Here is a 20,418-nt window from a genome sequence, read left to right on the forward strand (position 1 = left end):
TTACATTTAAAGTTTCTGCCTACATAGAATTTTCTATTTAACATCTCTTTTATCAAAACCTATCTGAGCTTCATAGATGAGTTTTTTCGTTTTAATGTTTACCTCTTTCTAAAAGATTACACTAATCATAAACTTTAAAACTTAATATGATGAAAACAACAGTGAAATTTTTAACGTACATAATGATGACTTTTGCATTAGTATTAACAATCTCTTGTGATGGAGAAGATGGAATGAACGGTGCAGAAGGACCACAAGGGCCTGCAGGACAAGATGGTAATGCAAATGTTATTGTAAAAACAATTGATGAAGTAATATGGACTTCTGGAGATTATTTAGGTGCTCCGGCAAATGAATTCGTAATAACCGATACCGATATTGATCAAAACGCGTTGGACAACTCATTGATTTTAGTGTATTTTGAATTGTTCGACGATGGAATATGGCATCCAATGACGCTTAACTTCCCAGTTGCTGATGGATCTGATCAAGTGATTACCTTTTCGTATACTTTGAATGCATTAACAATATATTCTCTTTCATCTGGCGGGGAACTAAATGCCGGAATCACAAAACTGAAGTATTTTATAATTGAAGGTACTGACACCAGTTCAATTAATTTTAGTAGTTATGAAGATCTTCAATCTCACTATGGTCTTGATTAGGGGACTCTTTATATGTGTATTTCAAAAGCGACACCTAGTTAAAACCAAATCAGTTTTATAAACAAAACTCAACAGGCTCTTTGGCATAATACCAAAGAGCCTACTTTTTAGAATTAACTTCAAATTAATTTTTACACAAGCGTCCTATTTTGTAGTTTTAGAACACAAATTATAAATCAACTCACCAATGGGAATTTTTGACGAAATAAAAAAGAAGCTTAGTAATGAATTTATAGATATTGTAGAATGGTTAGACAATACAAAGGATACCATTGTACATAGATTCGAACGCTATCAAAACGAAATAAAAAATGGTGCTCAGTTAATAGTTAGAGAAGGGCAAACAGCTGTTTTTATTAATGAAGGTCAATTAGCGGATGTATTCGAACCTGGAACATATACATTAAACACTCAAAATTTACCAATTTTAACAACATTAAAAGGTTGGAAATATGGATTTAACAGCCCTTTTAAGGCAGAAATTTATTTTGTAAACACCCATTTATTTACCGATGAAAAATGGGGAACTAAAAACCCAATAACGCTTAATGATGATCGCTTTGGATTGGTAGAAATTAGAGCCTTTGGGACCTATGCCTTTAAAGTTAATGATCCCGGGAAATTTATCATTGATATTGTTGGTACAGATGCTAATTTCACAAGTTTTGAAATTAACGAACATCTTAAAAGTTTAATTTCTACTCGTTTTACAGATACTGTAGGAGAAGCTAACTTTCCTATAGAATTATATGCTGCTAATACTACTGAATTATCTGAAACTTGTAAGGAAGTAATGCAGCCAGAATTTAACTCTGTAGGTATTTCTTTAGAAAAATTCTTTATCGAAAATGTTTCAATGCCTGAAGATTTGAAAAAAGAAATTTTCGAATATAGTAGAATTGACAAGCTTGATCTTGATAAATTAACGAAGTTTAAAACAGCTAAAGCTATTGAAGCAGCAGCGGCTAATGAAGGCGGTACTGCTGGTGCAGGAATGGGAATGGGAATGGGTTTTGTACTTGCTCAACAAATGGGCGGTATGATGAATCCTATGGCTACTCAACAACAAGCACAACCTCAGCAAACTTCTCCTGTAGCTCCTCCACCAATGCCAGTTCAGGTTCAGTATTTCTATGCTTCTAATGGTCAGCAAGCTGGTCCTGTATCTTTTGATCAATTAAAAGCATTATTTGCGAATAGAACGGTCAATAAAGATTCTTTAGTCTGGAAACAAGGAATGGCAAATTGGACGGCTATTAAAGATGTAGAAGAGTTAAAATCATTCTTAGGTGGAAGTACGCCTCCTCCGTTACCTAGGGCGTAAAAAATATCGTGCTAATAAAAATAATCTCATCACTGAATTAAAAATTCAGTGCAAGCTCTAACCTTCTTCCATTTTAGATGGGAGAAGGAACTATTTTGTAAAACTTTTAGTATTATAATTCCTACATGGAAGAAGAAAAAAAAGCCTTTTCTGAACAAAAAAAATCTTGTGTTAATTGTGGTGCCGAACTAACCTATAAACCCGGAACTACTCAGATTACCTGTGATTACTGTGGTCATGAGGAAACTATTATACAGCAGGAAGATGGTTTTAAAGAATTAGAATTAAAACCGTATCTAGATGAAATGGGGTCTCTTTCTCATTCTGAAGAGATTATGATGCTCCATTGTAAGAATTGTGGCGCAAACCAGCATGTAGAAGAAAATTATAAATCACTGCACTGTGTATATTGCACAATGCCTCTTATCGTGGAAGATGCTTACAAAGAAGATTGGATTCTTCCTGGAGCTGTTTTGCCATTTCAATTTGATCAAAAAAAATCGCATCAAATATTTTCTAAATGGGTAAAAGGGTTGTGGTTTGCACCTAATAACCTTCAAAAAGCTGCTTTAGATCCGGAGCATACCAAAGGTTTATATCTGCCATATTGGACATTTGATGCACAACTATATGCAACTTATACGGGACAACGAGGAGATTATTATTATGTAAGTGTACCTTATACTACTACTGTAAACGGAAAATCCGTACAGAGGACCAGACAGGAACGAAGAACACGATGGACTCCTGCTAGTGGTAACATTAGCGGTTTTGTAGATGATACCTTAATAAAAGCGTCTCATCAGCGTAAAAATCCAATACCTTCTAAAATTGCTCATTGGAATCTTCAGGTTTTAGAACCATTCAATACTAGTTATTTGGCTGGTTTTGTTACTGAAAAATATACGATACCTTTAAAAGATGGCCATTTATCTTCTACGCAAGAAGCTGAAAGAATTGCACGCTCTTGGGCACGTCATGATATTGGTGGTGATACACAACGAGTACATTCTATTAATATGAGTTTATCAGAAGAAACCTTTAAACATATCTTACTTCCGGTTTATATCAGCGCTTATAAATATAATGGGAAAAAATACAATTTCTTTGTCAATGGGCAAACAGGAAAAATCTCTGGAAAAAGACCCTATTCTTTTTGGAAAATATTTTTCTTTAGCCTCTTTATTATTGCTATAATTGTTCTGATTATCTGGTTATCAAACACCTATGGAAATCAATAATAAAAACTAATTTCTAGATGTAAAACTAATTATTTGGTAAGCTGTCTTACTACTATTTTGACATAAAACCTCTAACACTACAAGATTAATCTCCTGATGTACATTAGTATTTTTTTGTAATGCTTCAAAATCTCTTAGCTGATTTTTAGTAAGTCCAAAAAGAGTTTCTTGTTCGGATGAGATCATATTAACAATACCTGAGCCTGCCCCAATAACTTTTTTGACTTTTACGTTGGCCGCACCCGCGAATGAAACTCCACAAACAGACTTGTTTTTATAAAAACCGACAACAGTACCAGTAAGACGTACTGTATTTGGAGCTATTTGACTATCTGCAATAACATCTAATTTAGTTATTTCATTATCTCCTATATCACCAAACTTCGGCTTCTCTACTTTTGGCTTATTCGTATTACTCTTTTCTTTTTCCTGAGCAATACTATTTGATTTACAAGAAAATAAAATTATAATTAAGCCTATGTACATTAGTTTATTCATAATATCTTTAAAATAAAAAAAGGAGTTAATTAAATCAACTCCCTTTTTCATAATTAATTGTTATTCTATCTCTTTAATAATTTAACAACAGTATTGGTGTTTGTTCCTGAGATTTTTGCGTAATATAATCCAGATGCCAAACTTGATGCATCCCAGGTAATATTAGTATTAGAATTAATATCAGCCATGGTATGTATTAAGTTACCTGTACTATTAAAGATATTGATGGTTACTCTTTTACTTGCTTTCGAAATAGCATCTCCAAGATTAAAGAAAAATTCATTACTCGATGGATTAGGATATACAGCAATATCTTTTGCAAAATCTAGTGTAGTTAATGGAACTTCTACTTCAGGACCAATAGGTTCTATATCAGAGCCAATAATATCACCAAAAATTTGGAACGTTTGATCTAAAGGTGTTCTTTCGAACACTAAAGAAGCTGTTGACCAATCTGTTGCTCCTAATCCAAAAATATTAGCTGCATCTCTGAACTGCGTTTCTTCTCCTATAACATTATCTTGTGAAGCCCAAAACCACTGGTTTGTACCAGGATTAAAAGCAAGATTTACATATATCGATATCCAATAATTACCACTCTGCAGGGTTACAATTTCTGGCAAGAGGATATTTAAATTTGAATTATCAAGCTCTGATATTGGTGTGATACCACCGCTATTATAGATTTCATCTCCTGGTAACCCCTCATCATCCGTAAAAATTACTATGGTTACACTGTCAAAAGAAGGAGTCCCTCGAAGTCCTCCAAATGCCAATACTCTATCAATATTCCAAGTATTTCCTTCGGGCACGGTAAAATCATCCGCTGATTGTGCTAATCCTCCAAAATCCAAGAAATTCTGAGATGGTAATGTTCCTATTTGAGAGTTCGTTTGCTCATAAATTGACGGTTCTGATACGGTCACTGTAAAACCTTCAGAAACTTGTTCTTCTCCAGATGTGGCAATCAACCCAATAGAAGCAGCACCAACCGCATCAGAAGCATAAGATAATGTTAGCGTATTACCAGATAACACTGCAGTTACTAATTCCTCATTAGAATTTGTCAATTCGATTTCAATAGGTAATCCCTGTGATTGAACAAACAAACCTGTAATATCTATTACTGTTTCTTCGCTATTTTCGTCTACTCCAAAATCATCTAACAAAAATGTAGTAGTTAAAGAAGATTCTGGTAATGGGTTAGCGTTTATAGGAAAACGCGCACTAAACAAACCATTTCCGTGAGCTGCAACTGCTATAAATCCATCTTTTCTAGTAACTACCTCATCAGTTACTGCATTACCTATAGCAAAATTCTCTTTTCTCCATACAGTATTTTGTCCATTTAATCTTCTAGTAGAATATAGACCTGTGCTCGTTGCGGCAAATATTCTTTGTAACCTTGAACCTGCAACTCCTACACTTCCTCCTAAGAAAGCTGTACTTCTAACAGAAGGTCCGTTACCGGTTCCATCTGCATTTTCTTCTAAATTACCACTAATATTCGTCCAAGAATCACCACCATCTTCTGTAATAAATAAGCTTGGAATTCCATAATTAGAGTATGTAACTATAACACGATCTGTATTAGACGGATCTATATTAATATCATTAACAAAACCAGTAGGTAATCCTTTTCCTGTTGATATATCTACTACCTGTTGATTATCTATATTAGCATTATCCATTCTAAATATAATTCCTGAATTTGTACCGTAGTATAATCTATTTGCTACGGGAAATCTAGAAGCTTCTAAAGCAGTTATAGTAGATCCATCTGGTGTTATAGTATTTGTAAGATTTACCCAGTTTTCTGTTGCATTTGTATTCGTAAATAAAGGCAATTCATCAAGATCGTTATTTCTCCAAATAGAACTTCCTGCCGGCATATACATAATGTTATCATTATTTGGATCAAGAATAAATGGATTAATAAAAGCAAAACCAGTAGCTCCTGCAGGCTCTACCGCAGAGAATGACTGAAAAACTCCTTCTTCATCAAAATTAAATCTGAAGACGTTTCCTCTTTGAGAAGAAACATAGCGAGTTCTTCCATTATCAGCAATTGCACTATAAGCTCCATCTCCACCAAAATCCGATTGCCAAATAGCATCAGAATCAGTAGAATTCGTAAACCACGTTCCATTATCTTGGAATCCAGCCACTAAATCATCTGTATTTGGTTCTGGATCAAATGCCACATGATAAGGCTGTGTAGTTAAATATCCATTACTTAAAGAAGTCCAAGTTACTGGTTCTCCTGGATTAACAGCTGTAATATCTTCAGTTACAGATACTCCTCCATCATGACCTGTTAACACTTTATTTGGATTAGACGGATAAAATATTAGAGCGTGTTGATCTGGATGATTATTAGTATACAAATTAAATGCTTCTGGTGTAGAAGAACTGTATCCAGCTATCCAATCTCCTGCTCCTGCTGGAGTTGTATACCCTGTTGTAGATCTATATAAGTTTGTTCCAGCTACAAAAACTAAATTAGAATCTGAAGGACTTACTTTAACCACCATATCATATCCACCTTGAATATTAAAAGTTCCACCTCTTGAACCAATATCTCCAGGAAGGTTCGCTGTAAGATCGGTCCAAGGTTCTTCTTCAGATGCATTATATCTATGTAAAAACGCTGGCGAAGCTATACCTTGAGTTTGATTTGCGGTGAAAAAATATACAATATCTTCATTTGATGGGTCTATCCCCATAACAGATCTACCATATGCCTCAGGCAAAAAATCTGGAGTAATTTCTGTCCAGGTATCTCCATCTGCAGAGGTAAAATAACCATTATTTGGGGCGCTACCGGAATCCATAGTTGCATACAACTGTCCTGTAGAAGAAATGGTCACTTCCGCAAAAGTATCAAACCCACCTGATAGTACCTCTGTAAATGTATTTCCTCCATCTTGAGATCTCTGAATACCAGTTATTGTTCCTGCATAAATATCCCCATTGGTAGGATCTACGACAATAGAACTAATCAAATCAAAAGGAGCATCCACAGAAAAAATACCAACATCTTCATTCACGGTAGCTCTAAGGAGTTCCCAGGTACGACCACCATCTCGTGATTTATATATCCCCGTTCCTTGATAAAAAGCACCACCTGCTCCTGCAGAATTACCTGAACGCTCACCTGATGCATAATACCAAGTAAAACTATGTCTAGGTCTTGGGTCTTGTACAATTGCTGTAATACTAGGACTCTGAAAAGACCTTGTCACTTTCCTCCAAGACTGTCCTCCGTTTTCAGATCTCCAAAGACCTCCAGAAACACCTCCTGCAAGAATTACATTTTCATTTGTACGATCAATAGCTAAAGCACGAGTTCTACCACCTACGTTAAATGGCCCTCTGTTTTTCCAGGAAGAAAATCCACCAATCTTTCCAGATTTTGGAACTGCTGCCAGTGATTTTTGTGAATCATCACCAACACTGATTTTATCAGAGAATTGAAGTTCTGCTTTTCTAATACCATCAGGAATTTTTCCAGTGTAAGGGTTTTTTAAACGAGCAAACTCAAACTCTGATCGTTCAATAGCATTGTCTCCTTTCTGCTCAAGGGGTGTTTTTGCATCTGTAGAACCTGTCTTACTATCAAACATTTTTGTTTGTTTGTACAAATGATGTCCTTTAACAGGTTTTGGATCAGCGCTCGTGTTTAATTGTTGTGTTTGAGAAGTCACAGAATAGGTTGTAAAAACCAATGTGCAAACACAAAAACCTCTTTGGAGGCATCGTAGAATTGTATACATATTATGAGTTGGTTTTGTGTGAACACCAAATCTAACTCATTAAATACAAAGTAGTTGTTAAAATATTATCAAAATATTATACTATTTTATTAATTAGGTTGAAGCATAATTTCTCTACTTTCAGTGATCACATGACAGATATCTTTATCTACAATGATCGGAATAGTGGAAGTAAATGTTTCATAACCGCTACCACTAACCGTTATAATATAGGTTCCTGTTCGCTCATAAGCTCCCACAAATGTATTAGAATCAGGTAGAAGCTGAAGTGTTTCTGTATAGTTATTATCTTTCGCTACGACAGTAATCCCGGTAACTAAAAACATATCGCTAGTACTATCTGTTAAAGTAATTTCTAGTCCAGGTATCGCCTCTGTCGTGCAAAAAACAGGGTCTGATGTATCTTGTTCATCTATGTTACAGGCTGAACAAATTACTAAAAGAATTAAAATTAATTTCTTCATATCTCTTTTACATATTTATAGTAAAGATGCAATTATAAGGTTGTGGTTGCGTCTTTATTTTTACGAAGATATATATTCATTAAAAATTGCTATTGGAACAAGAGCTGTCCAGCCACAAAAATCTTTTTTTGCAGGCATTCCATAAGAAACTAGATCCGGAGAATAGTTTTCCCAAAAAGTCTCGGTAGCAGCAAATACTTCTGCTACAGAACTATATGTTTTTTTTGCTAATCGTTTGGCTAATTTATGTTGTCCACATACCGTTAAACCCTTTAGAACCATATACGATGTTGGCGCCCAAACACCTCCACGCCAGTAATCGCCCCAACCTCTATAATCGGGATCATCTGCAGATAGTGCTGGTAATGGAGTTTTTCTTCCGAATTCTTTTACGTTCTCTAAATGCGATAAAAACTTTTCCATTCTACTATCTGGAACAATTTTCCCTAATAATGCCCAATACATACCTATATGTTTACGCCTTATTTGTTGTCCAAATCCCAAATCATAATAAATACCATCTTTCTCATTCCAGCAAAGTTCATTAATTGCTTTTTTAATTGCATTATGAATAGTATTATATTCTTGTATATCTCCTAATTCTCCTATTAGTTCTGCAATAGTCTTTAGTTGATCAGCTACCATAGCCATCTGACAAGAGAAATCTACTAGTCTACCTTGCTTATTCCATACTCCTTGTAACGTATTAGGATATTCCGCTATAAAAGTATTGAGTCTTTCTTCACTGGTCGCATCCATTTTTCCGAGCTTATCGCCCAATTCATGATGAGTCAGTCCATTGCCATTATTATCCCAATGCTCAGGATATCGCTGGATATTATCCATCCCCATTCCTAAAGTATCAGCATAGAATAAATGATCTTCCGTTTGGTACGTTTTTACTAAAAACTCAAAGTTTTTCTTTAGAATAGGATATACTTTTTTTAAACGTTCCTTATTTTTCGAAATTGAATAAATCTCTAGTTCAGCAAATGCCAATAAAGGTGGGTTTATCGATACGGGATGATCTTTTGACCAAAGTGGTGTACCATCATTTCGATATTCTCTGCAAATATATCCATCGTCCTCAACCCTGTTATAAAAATTATCCAAAGCCTGATATACTGGAAGCTCGTCTAAATGATATTTTGCGAAGCAAACCATAAAACAAGTATCCCAGAGAAAGATATTCTGAGAAAACGCCGCATCAATAAATGGTTTTTTGAAGAATATTTCTGTATTCCCCCCACGCACTTTAGATTTTGTAATTTCTAAAGCCTTATCATACATCCTTTTTGATAACTCCTTAGTAACCTTAAATTCAGAAGGGTAATCGGATTCTTTAACAGGATCTGGAATGATTGTTTCATCGTTACACGAATATACTCCAGCTAAGCCTATTGCTCCTGCGCTTGCTCCGAGTTTTTTTGCAAAATCCCTTCTTTTCATGGGTTCCTAATTTTCCGGAATTTACACAATTATTTTATTATTAAAAAAAGCATTCTTTTTTTGATAAAAAGAATGCTTTTCATTTTTATTTATAATATTGTAATCTATAAATCAAACTTAATCCCTTGAGCTAAAGGCAATTCAGTTGTATAGTTTATTGTATTAGTTTGTCTACGCATATATACTTTCCAAGCATCAGAACCAGATTCTCTTCCTCCACCGGTTTCTTTTTCTCCTCCAAAAGCTCCTCCGATTTCAGCACCAGAAGTTCCTATATTTACATTAGCAATTCCACAATCTGATCCAGCATGAGATAAGAATCTTTCTGCTTCCCGAAGATTATTAGTCATAATAGCAGAAGATAACCCTTGCGCTACACCATTCTGAACATCAATCGCATTTTCTACATCACCATTGTATTTTAGTAAATATAATACTGGTGCAAATGTTTCGTGTTGAACAATTTCGAATGAATTATCAGCTTCTGCTATTGCTGGTTTCACATAACATCCACTTTCATATCCTTCTCCAGATAGCACACCTCCTTCTACAACAATATTTCCGCCTTCTCCAACTACTTTTTCTAAAGCATTTTGATATCCTTTTACAGCATCTTTATCGATCAAAGGACCTACATGATTATTTTCATCTAATGGATTTCCTATACGTAATTGCTTATAGGCGTCTACCACTGCGTTCTTTACTTTATCATAAATTGATTCGTGAATAATCAATCTTCTTGTGGATGTACATCGTTGTCCTGCAGTTCCTACTGCACCAAACACAGCACCAATAACTGTCATTTTAATATCTGCATCAGGCGTTACAATGATTGCATTATTACCACCTAACTCCAGTAATGATTTACCTAATCGTTGTCCAACAGTTGCTCCAACTATTTTACCCATTCTGGTAGATCCTGTTGCAGAAATTAAGGGAATACGTTTATCAGTAGTCATCATCTCTCCTACTTTGTAATCTCCATTGATAAGACAAGAAATTCCTTCTGGAAGATCATTATCTTTTAAAACTTTAGCAATAATATTTTGACAAGCAACTCCACAAAGCGGTGTTTTTTCACTTGGCTTCCAAACACAAACATCTCCACAGATCCAGGCTAAAGCAGTATTCCATGCCCAAACTGCTACTGGAAAGTTAAATGCAGAAATGATTCCCACAATTCCAAGTGGATGATATTGTTCATACATTCTGTGTCCTGGTCTTTCAGAATGCATCGTTAATCCATGCAACTGTCTTGATAGTCCTACGGCAAAATCACAGATATCAATCATTTCCTGTACTTCTCCTAATCCTTCTTGATACGATTTACCCATTTCATAAGAAACAAGTTTACCAAGTGGCTCTTTTAAAACCCTCAATTCTTCTCCAAACTGTCTTACGATTTCTCCTCTAAGAGGTGCTGGCATTAATTTCCATGATTTAAAAGCTGATTGTGCTTTTGATATCACTTTTTCGTAATCATCTTTTGTTGTGGTAGTAACTTTTCCAATCAATTCACCATCAACAGGAGAAAAAGATGAGATTTCTTCTCCATTAGAAAACCAATCAGAACCTGTAGAAGTTCCTTTATTAAGGTTAGAAACACCTAATTGCTTTAATGCTTCCTCTATTCCAAAATCTGTTGCTATAGCTGCCATGTTTTTTAGTTATTTTTTAAGATCGTAAAGATACTGTCTTTTACAGATATATTAAATTTTGATCTATTATAAAGTTTATTTTGAATGATTTTTCAAAAAATCCCTCCTAAAAAAATCAATCTTCTAACAAAATAAGACTCTTTAGATTAAATTGATTTTTATTTATTGACGAGAAAACTACGTATTCATCAAAGTAATCTTACGTTTATATTTTTGATTATATCTATACTCATTTATTAAATAGTTTAATGAGCTTTATTTTTCGATATAATGCTTTTCGAGTTCTGCAAAAATATCTTCTAATATATGAACGTATTTTTTGTTTTCTACAAGATCTTCTTTCAACAATCCACAAATACCAGTTTCAATATTAATTACAAAAAATTGCTTAAGTGTGTCCGGAGGCAAACTTTGTTCAACTACTATGTATGAATCAAAAAGTGTTACATTTTTTATTGATTCCCATCTTAGCTTTTCTGGTCCTCCTGTAAGAGGATAGTCACTAATAAATAACCACTTATACGAATTATCTTTTTCTGCAATTACTCCGTGAGAAGTACGAGATATTGTATACAATTCGTTTTTATCTATTAAGGTTATGCTATCTCCAGATTGATTACGATAATGATTATGGGCATAGTACACTAAAAAACCTTTTGTATTTTCTTCTAACTGGTCTGACTTATTATAGAAAGGAACAAGCTTCTTTAGGGTATCTCCTTTAATTTCGATATAATAACTATCAATATTCTTATAGTTCCCAGTATTCCAAGAGACCTGGGGATCGTAAACCTGAGTAAAAAAGAGATTATCTTCTAATTTAGTATTTAAAAATGCGCCTTTAATCATCCATTCTAATGAGGGATCTGACTCATTTCTTTGTTTAGGAAGTAGTTCTTCTTTCATTACTTCCAAAAAAAGTCTATTCTCTATTTTATTTAATTCAGATGGTATAGAAACTACTTGTTTGATGTCGCAAATACATCCATAATCAGAAAGCTCATGTTTGTCCTTGGTTTTTCCGTTTATTATTTGAACATATCCTCTTCCTATTTTCAATGTGTCACTAACAGTGTCTTTATTAAAATCTTCTACTTTGATTTTTTCATCACTCAATTGACCATATGTTGAAAAAGAAAATACAATTAGAAATATTCTATATATCATATATGTACTACTCTTCTATTACAAATCGTTTATCTACTGGCATCTCTGTTCCGCACTTATTACACGTTCTTAAAGTTTTGCTGCCATAAAAGTCTTTAAAGTGTTTTAAAAAATCTTTCTCAATATCATGTAATTTAAAATATACCTCATGTAATTTATTATTACAGTTGTCACAAAACCACAATAATCCATCTTCTGCATCTAAATCAGCTCGTTTTCTTTCAATTACAAGTCCAATTGAGTCTTTGTGGCGAACTGGAGAATGAGGTACTTTTGCAGGATGCAGATACATATCTCCAGGGCCCAATTTCATAGTCTTTTTTTCACCATCTTCCTGAATGTGAACTTCGATTTCTCCTTCTAATTGATAAAATAACTCTTCGGTTTCGTTGTAGTGATAATCTTTTCTGGCGTTCGGGCCAGCGACAATCATAACTATATAATCTCCTGCTTCTTTATATAAATTTTTATTACCAACTGGTGGTTTTAATGTATCTCTATTTTCCTCAATCCATTTGTTAAGGTTGAAGGGTTTCTGGATTGCCATATCTTTTTATCTTTTGAAATATAAAATTAAGGAAATGGTAGTGAATCTTTCTAAAAACTAAAATAATCTTACTCGATAATTGAGATTTAAATGTTCCGAGGCTTGTTTCGAAATCTAAATTAATTCTCGATCTAATACCTCAGAGGCTTACCAAGAGACAGTTTACTCTAAAAAAAATAAGCGAACCGAAGTTCGCTTATTTTTAGATTCAACAACCAGTATCTTCATATTCTAGATCTCCATCTGTTGGGCATGGATCTGAACAAGATTGCGTGATGAATATTGGATACGGGCTGTTTCCAGGTCTGAAAACACAAGCACAACATTCAAAAAATGGGAAACCTCCTCCTGTTACAGATTTTTGTTCATTCTTACTTAGTTTTTTACTCTTGTCGATGTTTAAAATTTTTTTAAGCATAATGTTAAATTGATTTGTTATGGTATTAAAGATAACATTAATTCCCCATACTATTAAAAATTAAAACCTCAATATCAAGTGTTTAAACATTTTTAAGGATTCATAAATAAATTTGGAATTAGGTCGATTATGCATTTTACAAAAACAAAATACTATCTCACTAAAAAAAAGAAATCGCTCAGACAAGATTTCTCCTGTAGAGCGATTTCCAACTAAATAACCAACCAAAAAAATTTATATCGTCTAGTGCGACTTGTTTTATTTTGTAAGCTTCATAAAATCAGCTTTTTTTAATCTTTTCTTATCATTCTGCGATGGTTTTCCATTTTTAGAATTTTTAAACTGTAGGTATCCTCTACCTACAAATTCATAGATAGTTCCCGAAGCAGGATGTAATAATTCTATCTTACTATCATTTATAACGGTCAACTCGAAATATTCATTGCCCAAATAATCGTAATCAAGTGTTAAATTTTTCATATAGAAATTATTAGCAACATCTTCTACCCCATAATACCCGGTATAATCGTAGTATACATCGTTGATATTGGACACGTTAACATCTTCTGAACTTTTAAAATTATCTCCTGATCCGTAATACAAAAACTGTAAATAATTTTCGTTATCAAACTCATTTAGTGCTCCAAACTCACTAGTATATACTTTTTCCCATGTTACATATTCATGCAAGAAGTAATGAATGTTATCATAAAATACTCTATCATAATCAAATGTATTTCTTTGATATCCTATCAAATAATAACTGGTATCAGTAACCCCATCATACAATCTTATCTCATTATTCCCATATTGGATTACATCAAGACTATATGTTCCATCTATGTCATGACTAATATCTACTTCCATACCAAAAGTGTTATAAAACCCAACATCTAAACCAAAACCGTTTCCGTTACTTCCAATACCCACTAGATTATTGTTGGCATAAAAAGTTCCATTTTTAAAAGAAACAGTAAACGCTTTCTGAAGAAAAGGAATCTCTCCATTACCTTGTGTACGCTCTATATCTACGTACCATATTTCGTATGTGTTTAATAACTCATTTAAAGTAATTGAAGGTTCTTCGATAAATACATCATCTTCTACTACAACTTCTGCTACACAGGAAGTTAAAAGTATTGAACCCAAGAAAAAAGCCGAAAGTAATTTTAAAGTCTTCATAAGCTAAGTGTTTTTCAATTTTATCTGCTCCTTTTATTGTTTTTTAAGTGTCAGATAGAATTCGCCATCGAATATTTAGTTTTGCATATACATATTGTAATGGCTCATTTCGAATAATAGAAACCAAAACGCGTGCCAAAAACATATTAAATTGATTATCAGGTATTTATTTTGAGGGGTATTTTGCTTATTTTTGAACTCACAATCATTTTACATGGATAAAGAATTAAAATTTGCCGTAATCGGTGGTGGTAGTTGGGCTACAGCTATCGTAAAAATGCTTACTGAAAATCTGAATGAGGTAGGTTGGTATATGAGAAGTGTATATGCTTTAGAACACCTAAAAAGGCAACAACACAACCCAAACTATCTAAGTTCTGTAGAGTTTAAGATGGATCAACTTAAGCTTACTAATGATATCAATGAAGCCGTAGCATACGCAGATTATCTAATTTTTGCAATTCCTTCTGCATTCTTACATACTGAATTACAAAAACTTACTGCTCCTTTAAAGGATAAAGTTATTTTTTCTGCCATTAAAGGAATTGTTCCGGAAACTGGATTAATTGTTGGTGAACATTTTCATGATGTGTATAATATTCCTTTTGATAATATCGGGGTGATTACCGGTCCGTGTCATGCAGAAGAAGTAGCACTCGAACGCCTTTCTTACTTAACCATTGCTTCTAATGATGAAGCAAAAGCAGAAATTGTAGCCAAAAACCTAAGTAGTGAATATATTAAATGTAAAGTTAGTGACGATATCATTGGAACTGAATATGCAGCTGTATTAAAAAACATTTATTCCGTTGCTGCAGGAATTGCCCACGGATTAGGATATGGAGATAATTTTCAGAGTGTATTGATGAGTAATGCTATTCGTGAAATGAAACGTTTTATTAAGAAGATTCATAAAATGAAACGTAATATCAATAATTCTGCATATTTGGGAGATTTACTGGTTACTGGATATTCTATTTTTTCTCGTAATCGTATGTTTGGTAATATGATTGGTAAAGGATACACAGTAAAAAGTGCACAAATGGAAATGAATATGGTGGCTGAAGGATATTATGCTGCCAAGACGGCTTATGAATTGGATGCAACTAGTAGTACCCGTACTCCAATCATTGATGCAGTTCATGATGTATTGTATGAAAATAAGAATCCAAAGAAAGTTTTTAAAAAACTAGCGGATAAGTTAGATTAAAACATATATCCGAAAACTCTAACCAATTGAAGAAGAGGTAATATTTTAATCAATAATTCAATAATGGACAATCAAGGGAATACTAGCAAAAAACAACCAAATAATCCACTACATGGGATGAAGTTGTTAACTATATTAGAATTGTTAGTAGACCACTATGGATGGGAAGAATTGGCTAATAAAATTTCCATTAATTGTTTTAAAAATGATCCCTCGATTAAATCTAGCCTTAAGTTTTTAAGAAAAACACCATGGGCAAGAGATAAAGTGGAACACCTATATCTGGAATTTGATAAAAGAAAAGAATAGAAGTAAGTGATACAAAAAATGGGTATTATAATATCTTTAAGTAAATTTTCAGAATTATAGAAAAGGACTTCGTATAAAGCTTTATTTCTTTGTAATTTTATAAACATGAAACAACTTATTGAAACATTTTATACAGGTTTGAGTGAACGAAATGCAGAAAAAATGATTTCCTGTTATCACGAAGACATCGTTTTTGAAGATCCTGGTTTTGGAAAACTTAAAGGTGAAAGAGCTAAAAAAATGTGGCAGATGCTTTGTAAAAATGGGAAAAATCTTAAAGTAGAATTCTCTAAAATTGAAGCAGATGATCAAAAAGGGTCAGCCCATTGGGAGGCGTGGTATACTTTTAGTCAAACCGGAAGATCCGTCCATAATAGTATAGATGCAGAATTTGAGTTCAAGGATGGTAAAATCATAAAACATACGGATCATTTTAATCTTCATAGATGGGCTTCGCAAGCCATTGGTTGGAAAGGTAAATTACTTGGCGGAACTAGTTTTTTTAAGAAAAAACTACACCAACAAACTAATAGATTACTTGATAAATTTCAAGCATCATAAACAATGGCTGCATTAGAACTTCCAACACCGATAGTATCAGTAGCCTGGCTCTCAAAAAACATAAACCATCCTGATCTTATCATTTTGGATGCGAGTATAAAGAAAGTGACTTCCTCTAAAGAATCGTCAAAACAAGATCTGAAAATACCTGGTGCCAGATTTTTTGATATCAAAAAAGTCTTCTCTGATCAACAATCGGAGTTACCAAATATGCTTCCATCTGCCGATCATTTTGAAAAAAGTTGTAGAAATTTAGGAATCAATTCTAACTCTAAAATTGTTATTTATGATACAATTGATATATATTCTAGCCCAAGAGCTTGGTGGATGTTTACAATAATGAGATATGACGACGTAGCTGTGCTTGATGGTGGTCTTCCGGAATGGATCCATCAAGGCTTACCTACTGAAAACAAAGGTGATTTATCAATATTTCCAACAGGAAATTTTAAAATAAACGATCGTTCCAAACGCACTGTAAATGCTAAGGATGTTTTATTTGAAATGAACAGTTCAGACTCTCTAATTCTTGACGCCCGTTCTTATGGAAGGTATAAAGGTACTCTCTCTGAACCAAGGTCCGATTTAAAAAGTGGGCATATTCCTAATTCGATGAGTCTTCCTTACACCAAAGTTTTACAGGATGGAAAAATGCTTCCAACTAAAGAACTTGTTAAACTATTTGCTGATTTTGATATTGAAAATAAAAAACTGATCTTTAGCTGCGGTTCAGGTATTACTGCTTGCATCATTTTACTAGCAGCTAAACTTTCTGGATATACCAATCTTTGGATTTATGACGGTTCCTGGACTGAATGGGGCCAATTAGAAGGTGTTCCGATCGAATGTTAATCAATAGAAACCAACCCTAACTCTTATTTATGCGATATTTTCTTTTATTAGTCATTTCTATCTTATGTAGTCTTCCAACCAACGCGCAGTCTCAGAATTTTGGCTTACAAGATTTTTACAGGTATAATTCTGAATTAGAATTTACCGTAGATTCTATCTATCATACGCTTTCAGAAAGACAACAAGTAGCCCAGATGATCATATCATCCGCCGGAGAATTAGGAAAACCAATGGCAACTGTAAAAAAACTAGTAGAAAATGATGCTATCGGCGGGGTTGTTTTCCTTAAAGGAAGCAAAAAAACGCATACAGAAAGTATTAATATTTTAAACGAGATTTCTGCTAAAAATAAGACACTTCCATTACTTTTTAGTATGGACGCAGAACCTAGTCTATTTGCTAGTCGTATCAAAGGAGCAAAAGACGTCGGTAAAACAATAGATATTAAGACCGAAGCTCAATCGGATGCAGTTGTCAACACTATCAATACTGAACTAAGAGAAATTGGAGTTCATCATAATTATGCTCCAGTTTTAGATATCAGTGCTAGTAATGAAGCGATCAAATCCAGAAGTTATGGTAGTGATAAAGACGCTGTAATTAATCTTGCTAATCAGTTTATAAAATGCACTCAAGAAGGCGGAATTATAGCAACTGCAAAACATTTTCCTGGCCATGGTTTGGTAAAAGGTGACACCCACAAACAAAGTGTTTATATAGATGGTCCATTACAAGAAGTGGCTAATTATAAACAAATTATCGAAGATGGTGTATTATCTATTATGATTGCCCATATTACGATACAAAACAATGAAAAATATGGAACAGATGGTTTACCATCTAGTTGTTCCAGAAAAATTATCACCGGTTTGCTTAAGGAAGAAATGGGCTTTAAAGGAATTATCATTTCTGATGCCTTGAATATCATGAAAGCAGTTACCATTCTGGATAATGCTCCTTTATTAGCGTCTAAAGCTGGTTGTGATCTAATTTTAATGCCTCAGAATGAACAAGCGACTATCAATGCTATTCTTGCTGAAATGAAAACGAATCCCCAATATAAAAAGCAAGTAAAACAATCTGTTAAGAAGGTTTTGCGATTAAAGGTTTGCGGAGGGGTTATTTAAACTTTATCAAAAAGATTATATTATAAAATGATTAAGAAAATAAATGCAATTTTATGTATACTCTTCATTCTCATTTTCGGATGTGCTTCTGATGATAACCTCCCTTTAGAAACCCAAGAAGAGGAAGAACAAACTGAGGAAACCAAAATCTTTTCGTTTTTAGCATTAGGTGATTCATATACCATTGGTCAAGGAGTACCTGAAGATGAAAGCTGGCCTTTTCAATTAAAAAGTGCATTTGCCACTCCCACCAAAAAAATCGAAAAACTCACGGTAATTGCAAAAACAGGATGGACCACAAGAAACCTGATTACTGCAATAGAAGAAAACAGTCCGCAAAATCACGATTTGGTTTCTCTGCTTATAGGCGTTAATAATCAATTCCAACGAGGAGATTTTATGACGTTCCAATCAGAGTTTAACATTCTTCTAGAAAAAGCAATTTCGCTAGCAAATAACAAAAAAGACAATGTAATTGTTGTTTCTATACCGGATTATGGTGTCACTCCTTTTGGAGCTAGTAATAGCGAAACGATTGCATCAGAAATTGATGCATATAATGCTTACATAGAGCAGAAATGTATCGAGGCAGAAATAGTATTTATCGACGTCACTACCATCTCTAGAGATCTTGGTGATTCTGAAGGGTCTTTGGCTACGGATAATCTGCATCCTAGCGGATATCAATACAGTTTATGGGTGGAAAAGATCTTAGCTATAGTGAAAGAAATTTTGAAGTGATTAAATCGTCTCGAACAATTTTCCCGGTAACGGTCTGATCACTCCTTTTAATTCCATGTTTAACAACATTGACGCTACTTTAAATGTAGGGATTTCGCATTGTAATGCAATAACATCCAATAATTCCTTCCCGTTTTTATTGAGGAAGCTATAAATTTTCTTCTCGTCACTTTCTAATTCGACAAAAAGCTGTTTTTGAACAATGGGTTGTTCTTTTTCTTCTAACTCCCAATTGAGCATATAGATAAGATCCGCTGCACTGGTTAGCATATGTGCTCTTTGGGTTTTAATTAGTGTATTACAACCTGAACTAAGAGCGTCACCTACTCTTCCTGGTACAGCAAAAACTTCTCGATTATAAGAATTTGCTATTTCTGCAGTGACTAGAGAACCTCCTTTATCTGCACTCTCGATAACAATGGTGGCTTCGCTTAATCCTGCTATGATGCGATTACGACCCAAAAAATTATTTCTATCAAAAGTATCTGTACTCCAGAAGTCAGTAAAAAACCCTCCATTTTCTTCGATCTGTGGCATATACCTTTTGTGTGTCTTAGGGTATATTTGATTTAACCCATGAGCGAGGCAACCTACTGTTTGTAGGTTATTCTTTACCGCTGCTCTTTGAGCTGTGATATCAATACCATAAGCAAAACCAGATACAATAACCGGATTTAAAGGAACGAGCGTTTCAATGAGTTCTTCGCAGAATCTTACTCCATAACTTGTTACTTTTCTAGTACCTACGATACTTAACATCTTTTTCTTTTTCAGATCGATGTTTCCTCTACTAAACAACACTACAGGACTATCTATACAATACTTCAGTTTTTCTGGATACTCCGACTCGTCATAAGCCATATAATTGATATTGTTATCCAACACAAACTGTAACTCATTTTCTGCCGCATTCTGATGCTCTTTATTCTGAATTTCTTTAATCTTTACAGTTCCAATACCATCAATCTTTAATAGATTAGCTGGTTTTTCTTTTAGAACTGCTTCAGCAGAACCTACTTCTCTTATTAGTTTTTTGATAGAACTATCGCCTAGATTCGGCGCTTTTTTTAAGGTAAGTAGTGCAATTAATTTTTCTATAGTCATGTAATCTATTATAAGTCAGCACAAGAAACGAAAAAAATCAAAACTGTTAATAAAATCAAGGGGTATAGTTATTATAAGAACCAATTTTTTTTACCTTTGAATAACCAATTAACCAACCTAATTCT

At 33.8% G+C, this 20,418-nt stretch carries 19 protein-coding genes; 9 read left to right on the plus strand and 10 right to left on the minus strand.

What is annotated here, in order from left to right; translation table 11 throughout:
* The first annotated feature begins 149 nt into the window (after positions 1-149).
* From Q0829_RS10955 to Q0829_RS10965, 3 genes are all read left to right on the plus strand, one after another.
* Positions 150-665: a hypothetical protein gene (locus Q0829_RS10955; protein ID WP_298542463.1), complete on the plus strand. Its 516-nt coding sequence runs from the start codon at positions 150-152 to the stop codon at positions 663-665.
* Between the two features lie 187 nt (positions 666-852).
* Positions 853-1,989 (plus strand): SPFH domain-containing protein, encoded by a 1,137-nt coding sequence (locus Q0829_RS10960; RefSeq protein ID WP_298542466.1) that lies wholly within the window; start codon positions 853-855, stop codon positions 1,987-1,989.
* 125 nt (positions 1,990-2,114) lie between these two features.
* Positions 2,115-3,230 (plus strand): DNA helicase PriA, encoded by a 1,116-nt coding sequence (locus Q0829_RS10965; RefSeq protein ID WP_298542469.1) that lies wholly within the window; start codon positions 2,115-2,117, stop codon positions 3,228-3,230.
* A 6-nt stretch (positions 3,231-3,236) separates the two neighbouring features.
* Here the strand turns inward: Q0829_RS10965 and Q0829_RS10970 are convergent, their stop codons facing one another.
* From Q0829_RS10970 to Q0829_RS11010, 9 genes are all read right to left on the minus strand, one after another.
* Positions 3,237-3,779 carry a hypothetical protein gene (locus Q0829_RS10970; RefSeq protein WP_298542472.1) on the minus strand — a complete coding sequence of 181 codons (543 nt, stop codon included), beginning with the start codon at positions 3,777-3,779 and terminating at the stop codon, positions 3,237-3,239.
* 14 nt (positions 3,780-3,793) lie between these two features.
* Entirely contained in the window at positions 3,794-7,504 is a 3,711-nt protein-coding gene (locus Q0829_RS10975) for a T9SS type A sorting domain-containing protein (protein WP_298542475.1), read from the minus strand.
* Between the two features lie 89 nt (positions 7,505-7,593).
* On the minus strand, positions 7,594-7,968 hold the full coding sequence (locus Q0829_RS10980; RefSeq protein ID WP_298542478.1) for a hypothetical protein: 375 nt from the start codon (positions 7,966-7,968) through the stop codon (positions 7,594-7,596).
* Positions 7,969-8,028: 60 nt separating this feature from the next.
* Positions 8,029-9,417: a trehalase family glycosidase gene (locus Q0829_RS10985; protein WP_298542480.1), complete on the minus strand. Its 1,389-nt coding sequence runs from the start codon at positions 9,415-9,417 to the stop codon at positions 8,029-8,031.
* Positions 9,418-9,521: 104 nt separating this feature from the next.
* Positions 9,522-11,075, minus strand: a complete 1,554-nt coding sequence (locus tag Q0829_RS10990) for an aldehyde dehydrogenase family protein (protein WP_298542483.1) — start codon at positions 11,073-11,075, stop codon at positions 9,522-9,524.
* A gap of 255 nt (positions 11,076-11,330) precedes the next feature.
* Complete coding sequence (locus Q0829_RS10995) at positions 11,331-12,242, minus strand: hypothetical protein (protein WP_298542486.1); 912 nt, start codon at positions 12,240-12,242, stop codon at positions 11,331-11,333.
* 7 nt (positions 12,243-12,249) lie between these two features.
* Entirely contained in the window at positions 12,250-12,789 is a 540-nt protein-coding gene (locus Q0829_RS11000) for a 3-hydroxyanthranilate 3,4-dioxygenase (RefSeq protein ID WP_298542488.1), read from the minus strand.
* 208 nt (positions 12,790-12,997) lie between these two features.
* Entirely contained in the window at positions 12,998-13,207 is a 210-nt protein-coding gene (locus Q0829_RS11005) for a hypothetical protein (protein WP_298542491.1), read from the minus strand.
* Between the two features lie 258 nt (positions 13,208-13,465).
* Positions 13,466-14,389, minus strand: coding sequence for a nicotinic acid mononucleotide adenyltransferase (locus Q0829_RS11010; protein WP_298542493.1), 924 nt, complete (start codon positions 14,387-14,389; stop codon positions 13,466-13,468).
* Positions 14,390-14,603: 214 nt separating this feature from the next.
* Between Q0829_RS11010 and Q0829_RS11015 the strand changes: the two genes are divergently transcribed.
* From Q0829_RS11015 to Q0829_RS11040, 6 genes are all read left to right on the plus strand, one after another.
* The gene (locus Q0829_RS11015; RefSeq protein WP_298542496.1) at positions 14,604-15,599 is read left to right on the plus strand and encodes an NAD(P)H-dependent glycerol-3-phosphate dehydrogenase; all 996 of its coding nucleotides are present in this window, start codon (positions 14,604-14,606) and stop codon (positions 15,597-15,599) included.
* 63 nt (positions 15,600-15,662) lie between these two features.
* The gene (locus Q0829_RS11020) at positions 15,663-15,908 is read left to right on the plus strand and encodes a VF530 family protein (protein WP_298542499.1); all 246 of its coding nucleotides are present in this window, start codon (positions 15,663-15,665) and stop codon (positions 15,906-15,908) included.
* Between the two features lie 105 nt (positions 15,909-16,013).
* Positions 16,014-16,469: a nuclear transport factor 2 family protein gene (locus Q0829_RS11025; RefSeq protein WP_298542502.1), complete on the plus strand. Its 456-nt coding sequence runs from the start codon at positions 16,014-16,016 to the stop codon at positions 16,467-16,469.
* Positions 16,470-16,472: 3 nt separating this feature from the next.
* Positions 16,473-17,321 carry a sulfurtransferase gene (locus Q0829_RS11030; RefSeq protein ID WP_298542504.1) on the plus strand — a complete coding sequence of 283 codons (849 nt, stop codon included), beginning with the start codon at positions 16,473-16,475 and terminating at the stop codon, positions 17,319-17,321.
* 29 nt (positions 17,322-17,350) lie between these two features.
* Positions 17,351-18,448 (plus strand): glycoside hydrolase family 3 N-terminal domain-containing protein, encoded by a 1,098-nt coding sequence (locus Q0829_RS11035; RefSeq protein WP_298542506.1) that lies wholly within the window; start codon positions 17,351-17,353, stop codon positions 18,446-18,448.
* A gap of 27 nt (positions 18,449-18,475) precedes the next feature.
* Complete coding sequence (locus tag Q0829_RS11040; protein WP_298542508.1) at positions 18,476-19,189, plus strand: SGNH/GDSL hydrolase family protein; 714 nt, start codon at positions 18,476-18,478, stop codon at positions 19,187-19,189.
* On the opposite strand, the gene dprA is transcribed toward Q0829_RS11040, so the two are convergent.
* A complete protein-coding gene (gene dprA, locus Q0829_RS11045; protein ID WP_298542510.1) occupies positions 19,190-20,293 on the minus strand; it encodes a DNA-processing protein DprA in 1,104 nt (367 codons plus the stop codon).
* Between the last annotated feature and the right edge of the window lie 125 nt (positions 20,294-20,418).

Source organism: uncultured Aquimarina sp. (genome assembly GCF_947492405.1).
Classification (GTDB): domain Bacteria; phylum Bacteroidota; class Bacteroidia; order Flavobacteriales; family Flavobacteriaceae; genus Aquimarina.

What these genes read in the sequence shown, in the direction of transcription:
- Q0829_RS10960 (WP_298542466.1), top strand. Translation starts at nt 853, where the DNA reads ATGGGAATTTTTGACGAAATAAAAAAGAAGCTTAGTAATGAATTTATA.
- Q0829_RS11040 (WP_298542508.1), top strand. Translation starts at nt 18,476, where the DNA reads ATGATTAAGAAAATAAATGCAATTTTATGTATACTCTTCATTCTCATT.
- Q0829_RS10995 (WP_298542486.1), bottom strand. Translation starts at nt 12,242, where the DNA reads ATGATATATAGAATATTTCTAATTGTATTTTCTTTTTCAACATATGGT.
- Q0829_RS10975 (WP_298542475.1), bottom strand. Translation starts at nt 7,504, where the DNA reads ATGTATACAATTCTACGATGCCTCCAAAGAGGTTTTTGTGTTTGCACA.
- Q0829_RS11005 (WP_298542491.1), bottom strand. Translation starts at nt 13,207, where the DNA reads ATGCTTAAAAAAATTTTAAACATCGACAAGAGTAAAAAACTAAGTAAG.
- Q0829_RS10980 (WP_298542478.1), bottom strand. Translation starts at nt 7,968, where the DNA reads ATGAAGAAATTAATTTTAATTCTTTTAGTAATTTGTTCAGCCTGTAAC.
- Q0829_RS10955 (WP_298542463.1), top strand. Translation starts at nt 150, where the DNA reads ATGAAAACAACAGTGAAATTTTTAACGTACATAATGATGACTTTTGCA.
- Q0829_RS11015 (WP_298542496.1), top strand. Translation starts at nt 14,604, where the DNA reads ATGGATAAAGAATTAAAATTTGCCGTAATCGGTGGTGGTAGTTGGGCT.
- Q0829_RS10970 (WP_298542472.1), bottom strand. Translation starts at nt 3,779, where the DNA reads ATGAAAAAGGGAGTTGATTTAATTAACTCCTTTTTTTATTTTAAAGAT.
- Q0829_RS11035 (WP_298542506.1), top strand. Translation starts at nt 17,351, where the DNA reads ATGCGATATTTTCTTTTATTAGTCATTTCTATCTTATGTAGTCTTCCA.
- dprA (WP_298542510.1), bottom strand. Translation starts at nt 20,293, where the DNA reads ATGACTATAGAAAAATTAATTGCACTACTTACCTTAAAAAAAGCGCCG.
- Q0829_RS11000 (WP_298542488.1), bottom strand. Translation starts at nt 12,789, where the DNA reads ATGGCAATCCAGAAACCCTTCAACCTTAACAAATGGATTGAGGAAAAT.
- Q0829_RS11010 (WP_298542493.1), bottom strand. Translation starts at nt 14,389, where the DNA reads ATGAAGACTTTAAAATTACTTTCGGCTTTTTTCTTGGGTTCAATACTT.
- Q0829_RS10990 (WP_298542483.1), bottom strand. Translation starts at nt 11,075, where the DNA reads ATGGCAGCTATAGCAACAGATTTTGGAATAGAGGAAGCATTAAAGCAA.
- Q0829_RS11020 (WP_298542499.1), top strand. Translation starts at nt 15,663, where the DNA reads ATGGACAATCAAGGGAATACTAGCAAAAAACAACCAAATAATCCACTA.
- Q0829_RS10985 (WP_298542480.1), bottom strand. Translation starts at nt 9,417, where the DNA reads ATGAAAAGAAGGGATTTTGCAAAAAAACTCGGAGCAAGCGCAGGAGCA.
- Q0829_RS11030 (WP_298542504.1), top strand. Translation starts at nt 16,473, where the DNA reads ATGGCTGCATTAGAACTTCCAACACCGATAGTATCAGTAGCCTGGCTC.
- Q0829_RS11025 (WP_298542502.1), top strand. Translation starts at nt 16,014, where the DNA reads ATGAAACAACTTATTGAAACATTTTATACAGGTTTGAGTGAACGAAAT.
- Q0829_RS10965 (WP_298542469.1), top strand. Translation starts at nt 2,115, where the DNA reads ATGGAAGAAGAAAAAAAAGCCTTTTCTGAACAAAAAAAATCTTGTGTT.